Source organism: Marinobacter sp., from assembly GCF_048259445.1.
Taxonomy (GTDB): domain Bacteria; phylum Pseudomonadota; class Gammaproteobacteria; order Pseudomonadales; family Oleiphilaceae; genus Marinobacter.
Map to the genome: position 1 here is coordinate 150,756 of NZ_JBLXHQ010000003.1, position 21,145 is coordinate 171,900.

Sequence of the window (21,145 nt, forward strand, 5' to 3'; positions counted from 1 at the left end):
AGTTCCGGCGTAGCCGGTGATAAACGAGGTTAATTATGAACGGCTTACAGGCCTATCAACGAGTAAACACACAGACCAGCATTACAGATGCCGATCCGCACAAGCTGATTCAGTTGCTGTATAACGGTGCGCTGGAGCGGATCAATATGGCCAAAGCTCGCATGCAGGCAAAGGATTATGCGGGTAAGGGTCAGCTGATCGGTAAGGCCATTGAGATCATCGGCGGCTTGAAGAGCTTTCTGGATTTTGAGAAGGGCGGTGAGTTGGCTGCTCGTCTTGAAGGCCTTTATGACTATATGGAACGAACGCTTCTGGAAGCCAGTGCCAAGAATGATATAGCCAAGCTTGATGAGGTGGCTGATCTGCTGCGCTCTGTCAAAGGCGGCTGGGATGGAATTCGGGAAGAGGCGTTGGGGCATTCGGCTCAGGTTGGTTGATTTGAGCTGCCCCCCTCTCCCCGGCCCTCTCCCGCAAGGGGAGAGGGAGTAAACCGTGTAAGCCCCTCGGCCCTGAAGGGAGATGGGAGTTAGTGCTCGCCAATAGCCAACTCCCCCGCCATCCCGTACAATATCGCTCTTCTTTTCAATACATCCATTCTGTTCAGTCTGGAGCACAAAGCATGTCTGATATTAAAAAGGTGGTTCTGGCCTATTCTGGTGGCCTGGATACTTCCGTTATTGTTCGGTGGTTGCAAGATACTTACGGCTGTGAAGTGGTTACCTTTACTGCCGATATAGGTCAGGGCGAGGAAGTTGAGCCGGCGCGGGCGAAGGCTGAGGCGTTGGGCGTTAAGGAAATCTACATTGAGGACCTGCGCGAAGAGTTTGTGCGTGATTACGTGTTCCCAATGTTCCGTGCGAACACTATTTATGAAGGTGAGTACCTGCTGGGTACGTCTATTGCTCGCCCCTTGATTGCCAAGCGTTTGATCGATATTGCCAATAAAACCGGCGCTGATGCCATTTCTCACGGCGCTACCGGCAAGGGTAACGATCAGGTGCGTTTCGAGTTGGGTGCCTATGCGCTCAAGCCGGGTGTAAAGGTAATTGCGCCTTGGCGTGAGTGGGATCTGAATTCCCGTGAAAAGCTGCTGGCCTACTGTGAAGAACGCAACATTCCGGTGGACATGAAGAAGGGCAAATCGCCTTACTCCATGGATGCCAACTTGCTGCATATTTCTTACGAAGGCATGAACCTGGAAGACCCATGGTCCGAAGCCGAGGAAGATATGTGGCGTTGGAGTGTGTCTCCGGAAGCCGCGCCGGATACGCCGACGTACATTGAACTGACTTACCGCAAGGGCGACATTGTTGCCGTTGACGGTGTTGAGATGAAGGCGCACGAAGTTCTGGAAAACCTGAACAAGGTTGCCGGCGCCAACGGTATTGGTCGTCTGGATATCGTCGAGAACCGTTACGTGGGCATGAAGTCCCGTGGCTGCTACGAAACACCGGGTGGAACCATCATGCTGCGTGGCCACCGCGCCATCGAATCAATCACCCTGGACCGCGAAGTAGCGCACCTGAAAGATAGCCTGATGCCGCGTTATGCCGACATCATTTATAACGGCTACTGGTGGTCACCGGAGCGTGAAGCTCTGCAGGCGCTGATCGACCAGACTCAGGAATACGTCAACGGAACGGTTCGTCTGAAGCTTTACAAGGGCAACGTTGATGTTGTTGGCCGTAAGTCTGACGATTCACTGTTCGATGAAACCATCGCGACCTTTGAAGAAGATCACGGTGCTTATGATCAGAAAGACGCAGAAGGCTTTATCAAACTGAACGCTCTGCGCCTGCGGATTGCCGCCGGTAAAGGTCGTAAGTTATAGGTTTTTGTTAAGCGACTGGCAAACAGTCAGGCAGGCCGGGGCGGGCAGAGCCTCCCAGAAACGTGGAGCGCCAAGGATGGCGCGACCGAGCCCTACAGGGAAGTATTTACGGGCGCTTTCTGGGAGGCTCTGTCCGCCCCGGCCGTTTGCGCTCAGCTACCAGACTACGACTGCCTGAACTCTCCAGGCGTCTTCCCCGCTACCGCTTTGAATTTACGGTGAAACGAGGTGGTTTCGCTGTACCCCAGCCTTAATGCAATGTCCGGAATGGTCAGATCGCTGTTCAGTAGATAATCCTCCGCCATTTTCTGGCGAACCTCATCCAGCAGCTTTTGGTAGGAAACGCCTTCCTGGCTCAGTTTTCGTTGCAGGGTTCTGCTCGTAATACCCAGATCTTCCGCCACCATGTCCTGCCGGGTTATGCCGTGCACCAGCTGTTGCTGGATGCTGTGTTTTACCTGTGATGTAAGATCTGTGTCTGTGTCCATTGTATCCAGTGAAGCCAGCTGGGAGAGGGCGTGCGCCTCCAGGGTTTTGCGCAGCATGGGGTCTGGCTGGCGCAGGCGAGTGTCCAGCAGCTTCTGTTTGAGCGCAATGGCGTCTTCATCAGCGCCAAACTGAACCGGGCAGTTCCAGCGGTTGCGATAGGCTTTTTCCAGCTCGGCGCCGGGTGATTCCCGTTGAAGGCGAACGCTGGTAGGGGAGGCAGCTGTATCGTCTGCCAACCAGCGGGCGTAGTTCACCCAGGATGCGAATACGTTATCAATTACCTGTGGTCGAACCACTGGGTCATCGTAGTTGCAGTTCCAGGTTAAGGTAATCGAACCCTGCGCTATGGCCAACCCGGTTGTGCCCATGTCGCCCACGAGTTTTTCAAACGGCGCTATCCGGGCAACGGCTTCCCCCAGGGTGGCGCAGCTCATGGTGATGTAGCCCAGCACGCTGTAGGAGCCCGGCTGCACGAAGTCGCCGGTTTCCAATCCAAGAATCGGGTTGTTGGTGAGTTCGCAAAGCAAGCGGATGAAGTGCTGGAATTGTTCGCCATCAATCCGGCCGTCGTCGGAATCCAGAAGGTTTGGGTTCAGGTTGGCTTGTGCAAGAAGGGCGGAGATCTCTATGCCTGCTGATTCGGCCGCACGAACGTATTGGCGGAGGGCGGCGACGGAGGCAGTTCCAAGATTTTTCATGAATACAGCACAATTTTTGGATGTTATAGCCGGAGTATAACGAATGTTGTGTCGAACGACTTATAAAGAAGGGAGTGCTCGGTCGCAAAAAACAAAAAGGCCAGCTAAAGAGCTGGCCTGAAAAAGAACAACGAAAGTGCCTGAAAAATTCGTTAATTCGGTGGATTTCCCATTTGGTGGCGGAGGTACAACACGGCCCCTCCGCCATGGGGGATACTGCTTGAATCCACAATCTTAGAATAGGGCGTTCGCTGTGCCTTGTCTGTGCGAGATGTGTGTCTCAGTGTTACGGATTGTTTGAACGCTCAGGCGCTCACGCCGATCTCTGGTGCGGTCTCGGTAAACCGGCGGGTTTCGTAGGCGTCGACCAGGCCATGAACGGAAGCTCGTTCCATATCCTGAACGGAGGGCGTTCCGTTCTGGGCGTCGGCTTTGCAAAGCACCATGCCGGCTTCTACAGAAATATAACCGGCTGTGGTTTTTAGTGCCTTATGGTTAATGCCATCAAATACCCGGCGAAAAGCCGTTGTTGTGCAGTGGTCGCTGTTCGGGAAGTAGGAAATAATCGCAAACTGATTATCGCCGACCCTGCATAGCACATCGATAGGGCGAATCAGGGTGCTGAGCCTACGCGCAATGCCCACCGACAATTCATTCATGACAGTGGGCGGGTGCTTGCGTTTGAGTTCCTGCCAGTTGCGAATGCCACAGAGCACGTATGCGGAAGCGCCACCGCGAGATTCAGCATGGCGAAGCATTTTGGTTAACCGGTCCCGGCCATATCGGTTATTGCAAAGCCCGGTTTCAAGGTCGATGATGTTGCTGGATTCCAGCTCCCGGTTGTTCTCGATCAGCAGGGCGTTGGCGCGTAATAGCGTATTCTGGCGATCTGCCATACGGTCTGCAGCAAAAATCCTGGGGATCAGCTGTTTGCTCATGTCGGATTTGTAGACAAAATCGTCCACGCCACGGTCAAACGCTTCTGCGAGAGCTTCCACACTCTCCCGGGCGGTTAGCAGCATTACATAGGTGTAGTGGTTGTTCTGTTCATCCTGTTGGCGTACCTGGTCGGTCAGCTCCAGCCCGTCCATTTGCGGCATCAGCCAGTCTGCAATCAGCACGCTTACCGGGCGCTGTTCTATAAGCTTGAGGGCCGCCGGTGCGTCATTGGCGATACGTACGTCGCGATAACCGGCATTTTTCAGCGTTCGGCCAACCACCATACTGCTGAATTTCGCGTCGTCTACTACAAGTATTGGAAGGTCCAGGTTTGGCATGTTTGTCTACTTTTTACAGTCCATTGTCAGATGCGATGATTAACGGGGCTTGGTATGCTTGCCTCTATTTCTAATGCCGACAGTATACTCGCTACAGGTCCAGGAGAATAACGACCATGCCTTCTTTTGATATTGTTTCTGAAGTTGATATGCACGAAGTCACCAACGCCGTGGATAAAGCCAGGAAGGATCTCGGCAACCGCTGGGATTTCAAAAACGTAGACGCAGAAATTGAGCAGGATGATAAAGGCGTAACCGTCAGCGCCGAGCAGGAATTCCAGCTGGAGCAGCTGATCGACATACTGCGCATGGCCTTTGCCAGCCGCAATATCGATGGCCGTGCCCTTTCCGAGAGTGGCGAGAGCAAATCCGGCAAGCTGATGAAGCAGCATTTTGTGCTGAAGCAGGGCCTTGAAACAGACATGGCGAAAAAGATCGTGAAGCTGATCAAAGACGCCAAGCTGAAAGTACAGTCGAGCATCCAGGGTGACAAAGTTCGTGTTACCGGCAAAAAGCGGGATGATCTGCAAACCGCCATTGCCCTGCTGCGCGAGACCGAACTGGATGTCCCTCTGCAGTTCAATAATTTCCGCGACTGACCCGGAGGCTTCACCATTTCAACCGGCACCCGCCTGGCCCTGATTCGGGACACGCTGCACACCTACACTCGCTGGCAGGTGATTGCTCTGCTGTTTCTCGGTTTTTCTGCCGGGCTGCCGTTTTTGCTGGTGTTTTCGACGCTGAATGCCCGACTTGCCGATGTAGGTGTTGAAACCGCGACCATCGGATTCTTCAGTTGGTTGGGGATAACCTATTCTATAAAGGTGTTCTGGGCGCCGGTGGTCGACCGGCTGAAACTGCCGATTCTGGACAGGCTGCTGGGAAAGCGTCGTAGCTGGATATTGCTGGCGCAGGCAGGTATTGCGACCGGCCTTTACCTGATGGCGCAAGTAGATGCTATCGCAGTACCTGAAACCATGGCGCTTTGTGGGCTTCTGGTGGCGTTTTCCTCTGCAACCCAGGATGTGGCCATTGATGCCTACCGCATCGAGATCGCGGAAGAGCGACTTCAGGCCGCCCTGGCTGCAACCTATATCTTTGGTTATCGGTTGGCACTGCTGGTGGCCGGCGCCGGGGCGCTGTACCTCGCGGAGTTCTGGTCCTGGCAGGTATCTTATGAAGTGATGGCCGCTCTGGTGGGTGTAGGTGCGTTAACCGTGCTCATTGTGAGGGAACCGAAGGTAAACCACTTCTCCGCCGCTCAGGATATTGCACATAAAATCGAGCAGGAAGCGGCCAAACGCACCGATTTGAGCCCGCGCCTGGCTCGCTTTGCAGGCTGGTTCTATGCCGCGATTGCCGGGCCTTTTCTGGATTTTTTCCGGCGTTACAAAGAGCTTTCCATTGCGATTCTGGTGATGGTGGCGGTTTATCGCATTTCTGATATTGCCATGGGTGTCATGGCCAATCCGTTCTATCTGGATTTTATGGGGTTCAGCAAAACCCAGGTGGCGGACGTCACCAAGATTTTCGGATTCTTTATGACGATCGCCGGCTCACTGGCTGGTGGTGTTCTGGTTGTGCGCTACGGCACGAGGAAGATCCTGCTGGTCGGCGCAATCATGACTGCGGCCACGAATCTTCTGTTTGTGTTTCTGGCTCAGTATCCGCCAAACCTGGTCACACTTGCGGCGGTGGTGAGTGCCGATAACCTTAGTGGCGGCATTGCTAACGTGGCCTTGATCGCCTGGCTTTCAAGCATGACCAGTGCTTCTTTTACCGCCACTCAGTATGCCCTGTTCAGTTCTCTGATGACGCTGCCCGGGAAGTTTCTGGGCGGGTTCTCCGGGATGGTTGTTGCGGGCTTCGGTTATGCGGAGTTCTTCCTCGTAGCCGGCCTGATGGGTATTCCGGCCATTCTTCTGGCGCTGTTTATGATTCGCCAGGGCGACAGGCTGGATGCCTTGGCGCCGGACCACTCGGGGAGTAATAGCGAAGAAGCAGGGCAGGCGACAAGCGGGTAGGGCGTATGGAGCAGCAAACAGAACCGGGAAAGGATCAGAAAATCTGGCAGGTTGTGCTCGCAATCCCGCCGGGTAAAGTCGCCAGCTACGGCCAGGTTGCTGAAATGGCCGGCCTGGGTCGCCAGGCCCGCTACATAGGCCGGGCGCTCGGCAAACTACCGCCAGGCCATTCCGTACCCTGGTATCGGGTGATCCGCAGCAATGGTCAGATTGCGTTTCCGGAAGGTTCCGAGATCTATCAGGAACAGGTCAGTTTACTGCAAGCGGAAGGTGTGGAAGTGGTTGACGGCCGCGTGGCTATGTCGCGGTTTCGTTGGCAATAAGAGTCTGCAAGTGCTCAAGCACCATTGACTGCTCACTGTTCGGGTTCTGAGTAAGTCGGGTGGCGATGTAAGGCGACAGTTTTTCCAAAGCCTTGCGGCACTCCGCGTAAAGCGCGCTGGCCTTTAATGCCGTCAGATTGCACGCCTGTACTCCAAATCGCTCCATTTGCTTGCGTGTGTGCCATTTTTTGCTGCCTGCAAGCGTAAGCGCTGGAATATCCTGGCTGATATAGGCCGTGGTGCAGACAATATCGTAAGCCGGTGCAAGTCTGGCTGAGGTAAAGCTCTCATATACCAGGCCAAAGTTTTTCAGGTGTGCATCGCCGTTCTGTAGCGCGTTGCTGAGAACAAGCATCTTGAAGAACTGCTCCAGCGAAGCCTGTTTGTTTTCAGGGCTTACAAAGGTTTTTATTGTTTTCGCGATTTTTTCATAGCTGCCGTAGTACTTGTCTTCCCGCTGCTTCGCCTGAAGGACACACATATCCTCGAAGCCCAGCGCATTGCCTTCGTCGTTTAGGTCAAATCGCTTCATGATAAACAGGGATTCGTCATCGGAGAGATAGAATTCCGGAACAGGAATGCCAGCATACTTGCAGGCCAGCATGCAACAGTATTCGTTCAAGGCAAGAGCGGGGTAGTCTGGCCCCCAGGCTTTAACAATGAAGTCATCCAGGCGCAGAGTCGCCTTGTTCTCGAGTTGTGCCAGCACTTTGGGCTGCACCCCGCTCAGCGCAGAGCGCAGCGCAAACCGTGAAACCAGTTCTTCAAACAGGTTTGGATTACCGGAATGCAGAAGCGTGTCCAAGTGAAGCGTTGAGTTTTCGGGCTGGTCGTCACGGGTGTATTCAACGCGCCCACGAACGTTGGGCGCAAGCAATCTGAGAAGCCCGAAATCGTCGGTATTTGTAATTTTGGCAAATTGCTTTTTGATGATCGATAGCAGATAGCCTTCGGGCAGATGCATCTCGAAAATCGGGTGCAGGCGAGGGTGGATATAGTCCTTTCGCCGCACGGGCATGGTCAGTGAAACAAACTGTTCTGGGAGTGCGGTTTCGCTATAACGGAATACGAACTCTTCGGTTTCGGGAAATAGTTTACCTGCCGGGTGCCCCCCAATGCATACGTTCAGCTCATTGCTCATCCCTCAACTCCTCGAGAGTAGGAAAGGGAGATTTATCCCGAATGGCCAGCTCTTTGCCCAGGTAGTCGAGTATCGTCATGACTTTTCGGATGCCAATATCGCCCGAACGGCCATTTTCAAGAGCATTGATGGTGGCGCGGGATATGCCGAGGTGCTCAGCCATTTTTAGCTGAGACACCCCGTTCTGTTGGCGCAAGCTAGCGATTGTCTTGCCTAATGTTTGTAAGTCCATTTTTGAGCGGTTGCTTTGGCTAATTTACTTTACATATTATTATTTTTGTTTATTTTGTAAAGTATTTTGAGCAATTAAATGCGCATCGCGCCATCCACTTCAATCATCCGGCCCGACAGGTAATCGTTTTCGAGAATAAAGGCCACTGCCGAAGCGATTTCTTCAGGTGTGCCCATGCGTTTGAGGGGGATACCTGAGATCAACTTTTCGAGGACTTCCGGCCTCATTGATGCGGTCATTTCGGTTCCCACAAACCCCGGTGCAATGCCCATGCAGCGGATGCCATAGCGTGCAAGCTCTTTTGCCCACACGGGCACCAGTGCAGAGATACCGGCTTTGGCGGCAGAGTAGTTGCTCTGGCCCACGTTGCCAGCACGGGAAATGGAGGCGATGTTGATGATCGCGCCTTTGCTGTCGCTGTTGATCATTTGAGTGGCGGCTTCACGGCCACACAGGAAGACTCCGGTGAGGTTAACGTCGATAACGGACTGCCACTGCGATAGCTCCATGCGCTTCACAATCTCGCCGTCTTTCACTTTTAATAACAGGCCATCTCGCAATATTCCGGCGTTGTTAACCAGGCCATTCAATTGCCCGAAATCCTTCACGATGGCTGCAAAGGTTTTCTCTACTTCGTCTTCTTTCGCTACGTTGCACACGTAGGTTTTTGCTTCGCTGCCGACTTCTTTGCAGGCTGCGGCGGTTTCTTCAAGTTTCTCAGGCACCAGATCTATCAAGGCCAGTCTTACGCCTTTTGCGGCCAGATACTCTGCCATGGCGCGGCCAAGGCCCTGACCGCCTCCGGTTATTGCAACTACGGAATCTTGAAGTTTCATGTTTTGCCCTAAATGAGAGAGGAAGTGATACTGGAAAGGCTGTGAGTATACCAGACCTTCATATATCCATATCCAGACCGTGAGAGCCTGATGTCCATATTATTATTTGTTTTCATTATTATGCCGATCGCTGAAATGGCGGTTCTTATTCAGGTGGGCAGTGTTATTGGCGTGTTCAATACCATTGGCTTTGTTCTGCTGACGGCTGTTGCGGGTGCATGGCTGCTTCGCCAGCAGGGCCTGGCGACATTGCTCAAGGCTAATCAGCGCCTGAACAGTGGCGAGTTGCCCGCTAAAGAAGTTGCCGAAGGGCTGATTCTGGCCATTGGCGGTGTGCTCCTGCTTACGCCCGGATTTATTACCGACACCGTCGGGTTTCTCTGTCTTATTCCGTTTACCCGCCACTGGCTGGCTGCGCAGGCGATGAAGCGTATGCTCGTTTCGGGTAAGAGTGGCGGGTTCTATTTCCGTGCCGGTGGAGGCCAGAACCCGTTCGGGCAGGACCCTTTTGGAGATCGCAGTAACCCTTTTGGTCGGCAGCGCCCCTTCGACAGGGATCAAAACGGCGAGATTATTGAAGGTGAATATCGTGATGAGACCAAAACCGAGCACGATCGCCTTGATAAAAAGTGAAAAAAATTATGAGGCGGGTGTTGAAAACCCCGGTGCCAGCCCCACATAGATCTCACAAGTTAGCTGCGGGCTGATACCGGCTGGAAAACAGCGGGTTAGCAGCCGGGCAATTTTGTCGGAATGCATTAGCAATCCGGCCATCAACAGCAAATGTCATTGCCACATTAATCTGACTATTGGAGAAGCCGAGCAATGAAGATTCGTCCGCTACACGATCGTGTCGTTGTACGCCGTAAAGAAGAAGAGAAAACTGCGGGTGGCATCGTGCTGCCGGGTAATGCCAAAGAAAAGCCCTCCCAGGGTGAAGTCATTGCCGTTGGCAATGGTCGCGTTCTGGAGAATGGCGATGTTCGTGCGTTGGCAGTCAAAGCGGGTGATACCGTGGTATTTGGCCAGTATGCCGGCAACACCGTAAAAATCGACGGTGAAGAGCTGCTCATCATGAGCGAAAGCGACATTTACGGCGTGCTTGAGTAACAGCTCAGGCAGTTCGCACGGCCAGTCGATTATTAGATTGGCACAACGAATTCGGTTTAACGAACAGGAACAGAAGACATGGCAGCAAAAGAAGTCAAATTCGGTGATAGCGCCCGCAAACGTATGGTTGCAGGCGTAAACGTTCTGGCAGATGCAGTCAGGGTAACGCTCGGTCCCAAAGGCCGTAACGTGGTTCTGGAGAAGTCTTTCGGCGCTCCGGTCATTACCAAAGACGGTGTGTCGGTTGCCAAAGAAATCGAACTGAAAGACAAGTTCGAGAACATGGGCGCCCAGATGGTGAAGGAAGTTGCTTCCCAGGCCAACGAAACCGCCGGTGACGGCACCACCACTGCGACCGTTCTGGCTCAGTCCATTGTTAATGAGGGCGTAAAGGCAGTGACTGCCGGCATGAACCCGATGGATCTGAAGCGTGGCATCGACAAGGCTACAGCGGAAGCCGTAAAAGCTATCCGTGAAATGGCCAAGCCCTGCGATGACAGCCGTGCCATTGCTCAGGTTGGCACCATCTCCGCCAACGGCGACGAGACTATCGGCCAGCTGATTGCCGATGCAATGGAAAAAGTGGGCAAAGAAGGCGTTATCACGGTTGAAGAAGGCCGTGGCCTGGAAGACGAGCTCGACGTAGTTGAAGGTATGCAGTTCGACCGCGGCTTCCTGTCTCCTTACTTCATCAACAACCAGGACAACATGTCTGTTGAGCTTGACGACCCGTACATGCTGCTGGTTGACAAGAAGATCTCCAACATCCGCGAGTTGCTGCCGGTGCTGGAAGCTGTTGCCAAAGCCGGCAAGCCGCTGATGATCATCGCTGAAGACATCGAAGGCGAAGCTCTGGCGACTCTGGTTGTGAACAACATGCGTGGCATTGTGAAAGTCGCCGCTGTTAAAGCGCCTGGCTTTGGTGATCGCCGCAAGGAAATGCTGCAGGACATCGCCATTCTGACCGGCGGTACTGTGATTTCTGAAGAAGTTGGTCTGAGCCTTGAGAACACCACTCTTGACGATCTCGGCACAGCCAAGCGTGTAAACCTGACCAAAGAAAACACCACCATCATCGACGGTGCTGGTGCGCAGGTTGATATCGAAGCCCGCGTTGAGCAGGTGCGTAAGCAGATTGAAGACAGCTCTTCAGACTACGATAAAGAGAAGCTTCAGGAACGTGTTGCCAAGCTGGCTGGCGGTGTTGCCGTTATCAAGGTAGGCGCTGGTTCTGAAGTGGAAATGAAAGAGAAGAAGGCCCGTGTTGAAGACGCCCTTCACTCTACCCGTGCTGCTGTTGAAGAAGGCATCGTACCGGGTGGTGGTGTAACTCTGATCCGCGCTATTGCTGCGCTGGACAAGGTTGATGCCATCAACGAAGAGCAGAAAGCCGGTGTGAACATTCTGCGCCGTGCCATGGAAGCTCCTCTGCGCCAGATCGTTTCCAACGCTGGCGGTGAGTCTTCAGTTGTAGTGGCCAAGGTTCGCGAAGGTAAAGACGCGTTCGGCTATAACGCAGCAACCGAAGCTTACGGCGATATGCTGGAAATGGGTATTCTGGATCCTGCCAAGGTAACCCGCTCGGCACTGCAGGCTGCGGCGTCCGTTGCATCTCTGATCATCACCACTGAGGCGATGGTTGCAGATGAGCCGGATGACGAGAAAGCCGGTGGCGGCATGCCTGATATGGGCGGAATGGGTGGAATGGGAGGCATGGGCGGCATGATGTAATGCCGATCATACCTGGCTGATTCCGGCTGCGTCTCATCTTTCGAGGCGTGGCCTGATCTGCTCCCGAAAACCCCGCGTTGGTTCACACTGGCGCGGGGTTTTTGTTTTTTTGTCATGAACTTGGCCAAGTCGTTTGCTAGACTCGGCTACCTGCCAACAGTTTGTGTGCAACCGAATGAGTGATGCTGAATCCAAACCTTTTTTACGCCCTGGCAAGTTATTGCTGCTTGTGTTGCTTGGGGTGTTCGTTTATCTCGGTGCGCTGATCGTGTTTGTTCCCGCGGGCTGGGCCTGGCAGCAGGCTGCGCCGCACATTTCCCTGCCTGCTCAGGTTCAGGTTCGGCAGGTAGCGGGCAAAATATGGGATGGAGCTGCCGGAGTTGTTGTTGCCGGTTTTCCGGTGCGTGTTCAGTGGCAACTGGGCTGGCCTTCAATCACGGCTCTGGAGCAGCCTGCGCGGATTTCGGTAGAGTCTCTGCAGTCTTCTGTTTCGGGCGATCTAGCCCTGGGCTGGCCTGCAAATGCTCGTCTGAATGCCCGCGGTAATATTGCCGTTGCCGAGTTTGAAGAGCTTATACGGCGCAGTGGTGGCGCTATGATTGAAGGCGACGTGAGCATCGATCGTCTGGCGCTGGAGTGGGCTGACGATCGCATTGTGCGCGCCGATGGCCTCGGCCGGTGGGCAGGAGGGCAGGTAAGCTGGCCCATGGGTAACCAGACCGGACAGGCACAGTTCCCGCCCATGCAGGCCAGTATGGATACCACGAATGGCGGCGTGGCTCTTGTGGTCTCTGAACAGGCGGGCAACGGCCCGGCGGCAGAAGCCAGTATTCTCTGGAACGGTATGATGGAGCTTCGGGTTTACAAGCGCATGATTGATCTTGCCGGCCAGCCCTGGCCGGACTCTGCCAGCCCGGATGATGTGGTGTTCCGTGTAAGGCAGCCATTGCTCCCGGGGGCACGTTGATGATGGCTATGCCGGCTGCCGACACCCAGTATAGGATTGCGAAAACAGTCGCCAACCTGCTGCTAACGGGATTGGTGATCTATCTGGGAATTGTGTTGGCGAATGCTACCTGGCTATACGCCTGGAACGACAAGCCGGTTGCAATTGCGCCAACTTCCAGCGCATCCGGCGCATCGATTTTCGGGAGTTCTGGCCGCTATCCGATGGCCAGCTACGAGTTTTTTGGCCGGCCGGAGGTATCGGGAGAGGTGGCCGAGGCCGTGAAACGTTCGGCTCCGGAAACCGGTTTGAAACTCAGGCTTCAAGGCGTTCTGGTAGGCCAGCGCCCGGAAGATTCAGGTGCTATAGTGGCCGGAAGTAATGGTGAAACGGCGTGGTACCGGGTTGGTGATTTGCTTCCAGGCAATGCCGAGTTGGCAGAGGTAGAGGCGGGGCGCATACTGATTCGCCGTGGTGGGCGTTACGAATCACTGACGTTTGAAGAGGACGACACCTCAACAATGGTTGCAGAGGTGGCCCGGGAGCCGGCAGAATCATCTCCGGAAGCGTTCCTTGAGAACGCCAGGCAACAGCTGGATAGCTCGGGCGTAGCGGCTCTAACGCCTTATGGGCTTAGCCCCGTGGATGATACTGGTGTTTCGGGCTACGTATACGACGGCTCCAATGCCATGCTGAATGCAGTGAATCTCAAAGCCGGAGATGTGATTACCGCCATCAACGGGCAACGCCTGGGTGATGTGCAACAGGATCGGTCGCTGCTGGAAAGCTGGCGCGGCCAGGCCAGTCTGGATATAGAAATCGAACGTGACGGGTCTTTCCTTACCATAAGCTATGCCATACCCGAGCAGTGGCGCTGATCGGGTTCATCGATACAGGACGAAATCGCCAGATGTATAACCATAAAACCAATTTTCTGCGGGCCCTGGCTCTGCTTGTTCTTCTACCCCTGATGTCGATGGCATACGGCCAGGAGGAAACCTGGAGGCTGAACCTCAAAGACGCGGATATTCGCGCCTTTGTTACTCAGGTGGCTGACATTACCGGTTACAGTTTTGTGGTGGACCCACGGGTTAAAGGCAAGGTCACCGTGCTTTCCAGTGCGCCGATGAACAAGGATGAGATTTATGATCTTTTTCTGGCGGTGCTTAACGTTCATGGCTTCACCGCCATTCCCGGAGAGGAGGTTATTAAAGTGGTGCAGCAGGTGGACGCGAAGCAGTCTGCCGAAGCTCTTGGCCGCTTTCCCAGCGTACCCTCCGAACAGCTCATTACCCGGGTTATCCAGATTGATAATGCTAACGCGCTGGAGTTGGTGCCCATTCTCCGTCCGCTCGTGGCAAAGTATGGTCATCTGGCCGGCGTAGCGGCTGCCAATGCGCTGATTATCAGTGATCATTCATCCAACATTCAGCGCATCGAACAGATTGTCCGTGAATTGGACAGCCCGTCCAAATACGAAGTAGAAGTGATTAAACTCAGGGAAGCCTGGGTCGGTGATATGGTGGTTCTTCTGCAGGAACTGGCACCGGATGAGCTGGGCCGCGCCGGAAACGACAGCGCTGCCAGAAAGTACAGTGTCACCGCAGATGAGCGCAGCAACCGTCTTATCCTCCGGGGTGATGAATCCTTCCGGAACAAGATGCGTGGGCTGATCGCGCAGCTTGACCAGCCATCTGCCAGCGGTGGCGCAACAAAGGTCATTCGCCTCAGGCACGCCGATGCCAAGAATCTGACCGAGATTCTCAAGGGTGTAATGGGCGAACTCGTCAAGGAAAGCAGTACCGGAGGTGCGACTGGTAGCGCTACCAGTAAGCCTCAGGGCAGTTTTGCAGTGTTTGCCGATGAAGGGCTGAATGCTCTGGTTGTTCGTGGTGAACCTTCGCTGATGCAGGAGGCAGAAGAGATTGTCGCAGCGCTGGATGTGCGTCGTGCCCAGGTACTGATCGAGGCGGCCATTGTAGAAATAAGTGATGAGCTGGGCCAGGACCTTGGTGTTCAGCTTGCGGTGGGTGATGAATCCGGATCGTCCACGCCTGTAATGGGCACTAACTTTGGCAATATTGGCCGTAGCCTGGGCGACGTACTTGGCGCGATACTGAATGAGACTGTTATTCCCCCGGCATTGGGGGGAGTTACTGTTGGTGCGGGGCAAAGAAATGAGAACGGCGTGAGCTGGGGCGTGCTTTTGCAGGCACTTTCAACGTCCGCTGCAGCCAACCTGCTTTCAACGCCGAGCATTATTACCCTCGACAATCAGGAATCCGAAATTATTGTGGGCCAGAACGTCCCGTTCCGCACCGGTCAGTCCACCGTTACGGGCGATGGCACAACCAATCCGTTTACCACCATCGAGCGTCGCGATATTGGTCTTACTCTGAAGGTAACACCAACCATCAGCGCAGACGGCCTGGTGAGGCTGGTTGTAGAGCAGACCACCGAAAGTGTTGCCGACAGTATTGAAGATGCGTCGGACATTGTGACCAACAAGCGCGAAATCAAAACAACGGTGCTGGCCGATGACGGCGAAACGATTGTGCTTGGAGGACTCACTCGCGAGGATTATCAGGTAAACATCAGTAAGGTACCCCTGTTGGGTGACATACCCTACCTCGGCCGTTTATTCTCCTCAAAGTCCGAGCGTAAGATAAAGCGGAATCTGATGGTTTTCCTGCGACCGAAGATTATGTTCGGAAAGTCTGAAGCCGTTGCGGCGACCTCCGAAAAGTTCAACAGGCTGTGGAACGTAAATCTGGACATGCGCAACAAGCTGGGGTTGCCGGAGATTCAAGCCAACCCGGATATCGATGTGTTGTTTCGCGCTGAAGACAGGATGCTGTTGCAGTGATGCTCGCGTACTGATTCAAATGGTCATCGGCGGCATCGGGCAGTCCATCTGATCCGCCACCAGCCGCATCAGCTCGTATTCCCGCACCTCAATTACACCGTCATATGTGATGCAATGCCCGCAGGCATCGATAACTGCGGGCTTCAGCAGGGGCGATAGCCCATTCAACGCCTTCAGTGCTTCCTGCAGCTGCCGCATGGTGACTTTTTTCAGTACCGGGTACTCAGTGTTTCCCCGGCTTGCGAAGCCGGCCATGGCTTCGCGGTACAGAATGTCTGCTTCCTTTTTGTCGCCCGATCCAGCTCTTGCCAGCAGGCTCAGAAGGCTCTGTAATGCGGGCATCACGGCTTTGTAGCTGCGGTGGCGTACAGGCATTGCTCTGTCTGAATCCACGCCTAGATGGCGGGACAGGAAGCTGGTGAGAGCCAGTTCAAACAATGTGACACGCTTATCCGCGTTGACGAGATCTCTGGCATTGCGAATCAATTGAGCACGTTCGTCTGGGTCCAGTTTGCGCAGAGCTGGCATGGCGAGTTCCAGAGCGGGGAAGCGCACAGCCTCGCCAAGGTTCTGAAGTGCAGGGATGAGTTTTGCCAACAGGTCTGATTGCGCGCCAAGCAACGAATGTTCCGGGAGCAGCTTGAGGCGTTCCGCTTGCTGCTGTTTGTCCAGATCGCTGATAAGCAGAGCATAACAGAGCTGAATCGCTCCGGCTCTGGTGTACAGCAAGCCGCGGAAGGTTGAGGGCAAACGACGCAGCAGATGAACTGCAAAGTCTTCGCCTTCCGGGCTCACTGTGCCGACTCTTTCCGATAGCTTTTGCGCGGCTGCGGTTGCCGGCAAGGGTGTGGCGATTGCCGAGCCTGAATGAGATGTGCGCCGGCCAGAAATGTTGCCGTAAAGGTCTGCAGCAGTTTCCGCAAAGCCTGACGCACCCAAAGGGGCCCGCCCGGAGGTTGCCGCGCGCAGATCATCGCCGGGTTCGGTGTCCCTGAGGCGGCTTTTGAGACGGGCCATCAGCCCGGGCTGAATGGCATTAATACGTTGCTCAATCGGTGGGTGGGACGCGAGCAGAGAAGTGAACTTCATGCGAGCGGCTTCTCCGAAGCACATGTGGTTCATGTCGCTGGCATGGCCCGTAGTGTCCAGGTAACTGCTTCGAAGACCGATCTTGAAGAGGGCACCGCCAATCCCTTCCGGGTTGCGGGTAAACTGAACAGACGAGGCATCTGCAAGGGTTTCCCGTTGACGCGATACGGCAGCCTGAATAAGGCGCCCGAAAAACACGCCTACGTAACCGATTACAAACAATGCTACTCCAAGAATCCCCATGGCAGCCTGGGCGCGACCATCCCGGTTGCGGGCCGTTGTCCGTCCACCACTGTAGAAAGATACACGAATGAGGAAACCGCCGATCTGGCCAATCATCAGGATGCCGGCAAGCAGAGCTATAAGGCGAACGTTCAGGCGCATGTCACCGTTGAATATATGGCTGAACTCATGGCCCACAACGCCCTGAAGTTCGTCCCGGGTTAGCTGGGTGATTGCCCCGTGGGTGACCACCATCACAGCGGAGCCAGGTGTGTAGCCCGCCACAAAAGCGTTGATGCCGGTCTCGCTATCCATTATGTAGAGTTCCGGCACGGGCACGCCGCTGGCAATGGCCATCTCCTCCACGATATTGCGCAGCTTGCGCTCATCTCCGTCACGGGTGTCCGGATCAATGGGCCGGGCGCCAACCATTTTGGCAACGCGGCTTCCGCCTCCGGAAAGGTCGGCCCAGCGTATGAGCGAACCCATGCATATGAGGATCACAACAGCTGATGCGGTGATCAGCCCGTGGCTGGAGAGCAGCCAGTAATGAAAAGGCTGGCCGGAGGTTTCGCTGCGGGTTACGAAATAACCCACGAGACACACGGCCAGTGTGATCAGCATCACCGCTGTTATAAACAGAAACACGAGCAGGCTGGTGTTGCGCCGGGCACTGGCCTGGCGCTGGAAAAAACCGGGATGAGCCATGCGTCAGAGCCTCAGAAGGCCACTTTCGGAACCTGGCGTGCCTCAGGAGACTCAAGCTCCAGCTGGGAGGTTTCCTTGAACGCAAACATGCCGGCGATAATGTTGTTAGGGAATTGTTCGCGAAAGATGTTGTAACTCATTACACCGTCGTTGTAGGCCTGGCGGGCAAAGGAAACCCGATTTTCGGTGCTTGAAAGCTCTTCCATCAATTGCTGGATGGTTTCGTTGGCCTTCAGGTCCGGATAATTCTCTGCCACAGCATAGAAGTTGGCGAGGGCTTTGGTGAGCAGGTTCTCGGCACCGCCAAGGCGCTGGATCTTGGTGCCATCTCCGGGATCTTTCGCCGCATCTTTCTGGGCGCTTACGGCGTTGTTTCTGGCTTCCATAACCTGAGTAAGCGTTGATTTCTCGTGCACAAGGTAGGCCTTGGCCGCTTCAACCAGGTTGGGGATAAGATCGTGTCTGCGCTGAAGCTGAACGTCTATCTGGGCAAAGCCGTTTTTGAACTGGTTGCGCAGAGAAACCAGGCGGTTGTAGATAAAAACCAGGTAGATTGCCACGATGGCAATAACGATCAGGCCGATAATGGTAGTGCCCATGGCAATTCCTCACAGGTAATGGATCAGGTGTTGTTTTCCAGGATTTTCTGGTGAAATCCCTGAACAAAAGTTTCGAAATCCGCAGGGCGAATGGGTCGGCTGAAGAAATACCCTTGGGCCAGTTTGCAACCTCGCTGGCTGAGGTAATATTCCTGTTCAGCTGTTTCCACGCCTTCCGCGATCACCGTAAGGTTGAGACTTTTGCCGAGATCGATAATGGTGTTGGCAATTTGTGTGTCTTCTTCGTTAACCAGCAGGTCCCTTATAAACTGCTTGTCAATTTTCAGGTGCTGCACAGGCATTTTCTTGAGGTAGGTAAGGGATGAGTAGCCGGTGCCGAAGTCATCGACGGCAATGCTGATGCCCGCCCGGTTCAGGGTGTGAAGCTTGGCGACAGCGTCTGAAAGGTTTGTCATGAAGCTGGTTTCCGTGACTTCAAGTTCTAACCGACCAGCCGGGATGCTGTGTCGCTTCAGCGTACTCAGTATGTCGTCCACTATCCGGTCCTGGCGAAGCTGTACCGCAGACAAATTGACGGCGATCCGCAGGGGAAGCCCCTTGTCTGCCCATAACCTGGCTTGCAGACAGGCCTGTTCCAGCACCCACTGACCAATTTCTACAATAGTGCCATTATTTTCCGCGACCGGAATAAAGTAATCCGGCGGTACCAGGCCACGCACGGGGTGCTCCCAACGAAGCAGTGCTTCTGCGCCGATAACTCGTTTGGTTTCGAGGTTTATCTGAGGCTGGTAAACAAGGTGAAGCTGGTGAAGGGCCAGCGCCTGGGAAAGGTCTTTTTCCAGCTGCTTGCGATCCCGGATTTCCTGATCGATGCTCGCCACGTAAAACTGGAAGTGATCCCGGCCCTTCTGCTTGGCTAGCATCATGGTCTGCTCTGCGCTCTGCAGCAGGCGGTCTGGCTGGATGGCATCGGATGGGTAGAGGGCAATGCCGAGAGTTGCTGTCATGGAAATGTTCTGATCTTCAACACCGATGTTCTCGCTGATTCCAGCCAGAATGGCTTCGGCGGTGTCTGCCGCCTGAAAGCCATCTTTGAGTCCTTTCTCGACAACCACGAACTGGTCACCCCCGAGCCGGGCGACTGTAAAGCGTGAACCGCTCAGGTAGTTGATGAGCCGGTCTGCAACGGTTTGCAGGGTAAGATCTCCGGTACGGAAACCGCATTGATCATTGATGGATTTAAAGTCGTCGATACCGCAAACAATCACCGATAGCAACGTATGGTTGCGCTTCGATTCTTCTATGTCCGCTTTCAACAGTTCCATGAAACTGTCCCGGCTGAGCAGCCCGGTTAACTGGTCGTAGCGGGCAAGCCGGCTGACTCTGTCTTCGGCTTCACGATGGCGTTTCTGGCTATCACCTATGGCGGTAAGCAGGGTGTTGGTCGCCTTTACCCAAAGCCCGAGTTCGTCTTTCTCATGGCCAGCGGGGGTGTCAATCAGGCGGTCATCCGGGTGTGCCGGGTCCACCTGTTTCAAGGAGTGCACAATGCGCAGCAGCGGACGGGTCAGAAGCATGTAGAAAACGAAGAACAGCACCATGCCTAGGATCACGGCTGTAGCAATAACCGAGGTGAAGGTAATGATGGCACGGCCGAGCCACATGTGGGCTGCTGGCACTGTATCGTAGTGAACGACGAAATAGCCGTATACAGGGCCTGCCGCGTCACCGTTGCGCACTAGTTCTGACCGAAACTCGCGCTCAGCATCGAAAATCCTGTTGATCAGCGGCCGGAATGCACTTTCAGCCAGCGGGCGCGAACGACTGCTTAAAGGCTCGCCGTTAGTGTGGAGAATCTGGGCCAGATGCACGGCCTCCCTTTCAAACAGTCCGTCGACCACCTGTTTTGCGAGATCGGCATCAATACTGAACACGGCCTGGGTAGCGGCATCTTTAACCATCGCGATGGTTTCCCCGGCCTGATTGTTCAGGTCAGCGGATACGCGACGGGAGTCGAGTGCTACCTGTATGGCACTGACGATCACACCACTGATCAGTGCAACGGCGAGTATCCACCGAAGAATGCGGTAGCCAAGGCGGTTTTCAACCTCAAAAGATGTTTGCATCAAGATCCGTCTTTAGCCCGTTCATCAGGCGCCTGTGTTCTAGTAGCCAATAAGTGTTGGCATCTCGACATGCCGCATTACTGACAGTTTAGATTATGGTTCAGGTCGAATGACACTGCCTATAGTATCGACGATTATTTCAGATACTTAAGGGCATCGACGTTTCAATTTGTAAGTTTCGTCTATCGCCACAAATAAAACGCCCGCGTGTAGCGGGCGTTTTATTTTCAGCCGTTGCCGGCTCTGTCTGTATCGCAGTTCAGGCTGATCAGGCCAGGTTTTCGTTTACGAAATCCCAGTTGACCAGGTTCCAGAATGCTTCCAGATAATTCGGGCGGGAATTACGGTAATCGATGTAGTACGCGTGTTCCCAGACATCAACGGTCAGCACTGGCTTGTCAGCGCCGGTCAGCGGTGTTTCAGCATTGCTGGTGTTGGCAATCGCAACGCTGCCGTCTGCTTTCTTGACGAGCCAGGTCCAGCCAGAGCCGAAGTTGTTAGCGGCTTTGTCGTTGAATTCTTTTTTGAAGTTATCGAATGAACCGAAGGCTTTATCGATCGCTTCTTTTGCTGCGCCTGTTGGCTCGCCGCCGCCGTTCGGGCTCAGGCAGTGCCAGTAGAACGTGTGGTTCCATACTTGTGCTGCGTTGTTGAACAGCGGGCCACTTGCGCTTTTAATGATGTCTTCGAGCGACTTGCTGGCGTTATCCGTACCTTCAACCAGGCCGTTGAGCTTGGTTACGTAGGTGTTGTGGTGCTTGCCGTAATGATACTCGAGGGTTTCTGCAGAGATATGGGGTTCGAGTGCGTTCTTTTCGTAAGGTAATGCCGGAAGTTCAAATGCCATGAGGTCGTTCTCCCTGATTCTCTCAATTATGGTGAATGTCACCGCTCTAATATAGGGTCGATTTGCGCGATATCAACCCCACAAGGCAA

The 21,145-nt window shown here is 54.3% G+C and carries 20 protein-coding genes; 11 read left to right on the plus strand and 9 right to left on the minus strand.

The genetic code is table 11. The features are described 5' to 3' along the window. Window positions 1-35 precede the first annotated feature (35 nt). Window positions 36-437 (plus strand): flagellar export chaperone FliS, encoded by a 402-nt coding sequence (fliS, locus tag ACN0RL_RS03430; protein WP_417513720.1) that lies wholly within the window; start codon window positions 36-38, stop codon window positions 435-437. Window positions 438-619: 182 nt separating this feature from the next. Continuing rightward, complete coding sequence (locus tag ACN0RL_RS03435) at window positions 620-1,831, plus strand: argininosuccinate synthase (RefSeq protein WP_417513721.1); 1,212 nt, start codon at window positions 620-622, stop codon at window positions 1,829-1,831. 164 nt (window positions 1,832-1,995) lie between these two features. Here ACN0RL_RS03435 and ACN0RL_RS03440 read toward each other — a convergent pair whose 3' ends face one another. Both ACN0RL_RS03440 and ACN0RL_RS03445 read right to left on the minus strand, forming a co-directional pair. Next, window positions 1,996-3,018, minus strand: a complete 1,023-nt coding sequence (locus ACN0RL_RS03440) for an AraC family transcriptional regulator (protein ID WP_417513722.1) — start codon at window positions 3,016-3,018, stop codon at window positions 1,996-1,998. A 305-nt stretch (window positions 3,019-3,323) separates the two neighbouring features. Further along, window positions 3,324-4,295: a response regulator gene (locus ACN0RL_RS03445; protein ID WP_417513724.1), complete on the minus strand. Its 972-nt coding sequence runs from the start codon at window positions 4,293-4,295 to the stop codon at window positions 3,324-3,326. 116 nt (window positions 4,296-4,411) lie between these two features. On the opposite strand from ACN0RL_RS03445, the gene ACN0RL_RS03450 reads away from it, so the two are divergent. The 3 genes from ACN0RL_RS03450 (at window position 4,412) to ACN0RL_RS03460 (ending at window position 6,642) form a co-directional block, all read left to right on the plus strand. Beyond that, window positions 4,412-4,894: a YajQ family cyclic di-GMP-binding protein gene (locus tag ACN0RL_RS03450; protein WP_417513726.1), complete on the plus strand. Its 483-nt coding sequence runs from the start codon at window positions 4,412-4,414 to the stop codon at window positions 4,892-4,894. Between the two features lie 78 nt (window positions 4,895-4,972). Beyond that, complete coding sequence (locus tag ACN0RL_RS03455) at window positions 4,973-6,319, plus strand: AmpG family muropeptide MFS transporter (protein WP_417513728.1); 1,347 nt, start codon at window positions 4,973-4,975, stop codon at window positions 6,317-6,319. A 5-nt stretch (window positions 6,320-6,324) separates the two neighbouring features. Then, complete coding sequence (locus ACN0RL_RS03460; protein WP_417513730.1) at window positions 6,325-6,642, plus strand: MGMT family protein; 318 nt, start codon at window positions 6,325-6,327, stop codon at window positions 6,640-6,642. On the opposite strand, the gene ACN0RL_RS03465 is transcribed toward ACN0RL_RS03460, so the two are convergent. The 3 genes from ACN0RL_RS03465 to ACN0RL_RS03475 all read right to left on the minus strand — a co-directional run bounded on the left by ACN0RL_RS03465 (window position 6,617) and on the right by ACN0RL_RS03475 (window position 8,851). Next, entirely contained in the window at window positions 6,617-7,783 is a 1,167-nt protein-coding gene (locus tag ACN0RL_RS03465; RefSeq protein ID WP_417513732.1) for a type II toxin-antitoxin system HipA family toxin, read from the minus strand. The two genes, ACN0RL_RS03460 and ACN0RL_RS03465, sit on opposite strands and share 26 nt — an antisense overlap. Further along, complete coding sequence (locus tag ACN0RL_RS03470; RefSeq protein WP_417513734.1) at window positions 7,773-7,946, minus strand: helix-turn-helix domain-containing protein; 174 nt, start codon at window positions 7,944-7,946, stop codon at window positions 7,773-7,775. The genes ACN0RL_RS03465 and ACN0RL_RS03470 overlap by 11 nt, the downstream gene beginning before the upstream one ends. A 143-nt stretch (window positions 7,947-8,089) precedes the next feature. Next, window positions 8,090-8,851 (minus strand): SDR family oxidoreductase, encoded by a 762-nt coding sequence (locus ACN0RL_RS03475; RefSeq protein WP_417513736.1) that lies wholly within the window; start codon window positions 8,849-8,851, stop codon window positions 8,090-8,092. 90 nt (window positions 8,852-8,941) lie between these two features. Between ACN0RL_RS03475 and ACN0RL_RS03480 the strand changes: the two genes are divergently transcribed. From ACN0RL_RS03480 to gspD, 6 genes are all read left to right on the plus strand, one after another. Continuing rightward, window positions 8,942-9,484: an FxsA family protein gene (locus ACN0RL_RS03480; protein ID WP_417513738.1), complete on the plus strand. Its 543-nt coding sequence runs from the start codon at window positions 8,942-8,944 to the stop codon at window positions 9,482-9,484. A 192-nt stretch (window positions 9,485-9,676) separates the two neighbouring features. After that, complete coding sequence (gene groES / locus ACN0RL_RS03485) at window positions 9,677-9,961, plus strand: co-chaperone GroES (protein ID WP_417513740.1); 285 nt, start codon at window positions 9,677-9,679, stop codon at window positions 9,959-9,961. Between the two features lie 78 nt (window positions 9,962-10,039). Then, window positions 10,040-11,692, plus strand: a complete 1,653-nt coding sequence (gene groL, locus ACN0RL_RS03490) for a chaperonin GroEL (RefSeq protein ID WP_417513742.1) — start codon at window positions 10,040-10,042, stop codon at window positions 11,690-11,692. Between the two features lie 175 nt (window positions 11,693-11,867). Next, a complete protein-coding gene (gene gspN, locus ACN0RL_RS03495) occupies window positions 11,868-12,659 on the plus strand; it encodes a type II secretion system protein N (RefSeq protein ID WP_417513744.1) in 792 nt (263 codons plus the stop codon). A 2-nt stretch (window positions 12,660-12,661) separates the two neighbouring features. Beyond that, window positions 12,662-13,516, plus strand: coding sequence for a type II secretion system protein N (locus ACN0RL_RS03500; RefSeq protein WP_417513938.1), 855 nt, complete (start codon window positions 12,662-12,664; stop codon window positions 13,514-13,516). 32 nt (window positions 13,517-13,548) lie between these two features. Further along, on the plus strand, window positions 13,549-15,504 hold the full coding sequence (gene gspD, locus ACN0RL_RS03505) for a type II secretion system secretin GspD (protein WP_417513746.1): 1,956 nt from the start codon (window positions 13,549-13,551) through the stop codon (window positions 15,502-15,504). Window positions 15,505-15,519: 15 nt separating this feature from the next. On the opposite strand, the gene ACN0RL_RS03510 is transcribed toward gspD, so the two are convergent. From ACN0RL_RS03510 to sodB, 4 genes are all read right to left on the minus strand, one after another. Further along, on the minus strand, window positions 15,520-17,523 hold the full coding sequence (locus ACN0RL_RS03510) for a M48 family metallopeptidase (RefSeq protein WP_417513748.1): 2,004 nt from the start codon (window positions 17,521-17,523) through the stop codon (window positions 15,520-15,522). 11 nt (window positions 17,524-17,534) lie between these two features. Next, on the minus strand, window positions 17,535-18,122 hold the full coding sequence (locus ACN0RL_RS03515) for a LemA family protein (protein WP_417513750.1): 588 nt from the start codon (window positions 18,120-18,122) through the stop codon (window positions 17,535-17,537). Window positions 18,123-18,145: 23 nt separating this feature from the next. After that, on the minus strand, window positions 18,146-20,209 hold the full coding sequence (locus ACN0RL_RS03520) for a putative bifunctional diguanylate cyclase/phosphodiesterase (protein ID WP_417513752.1): 2,064 nt from the start codon (window positions 20,207-20,209) through the stop codon (window positions 18,146-18,148). 268 nt (window positions 20,210-20,477) lie between these two features. After that, the gene (gene sodB, locus ACN0RL_RS03525) at window positions 20,478-21,056 is read right to left on the minus strand and encodes a superoxide dismutase [Fe] (protein WP_417513754.1); all 579 of its coding nucleotides are present in this window, start codon (window positions 21,054-21,056) and stop codon (window positions 20,478-20,480) included. Between the last annotated feature and the right edge of the window lie 89 nt (window positions 21,057-21,145).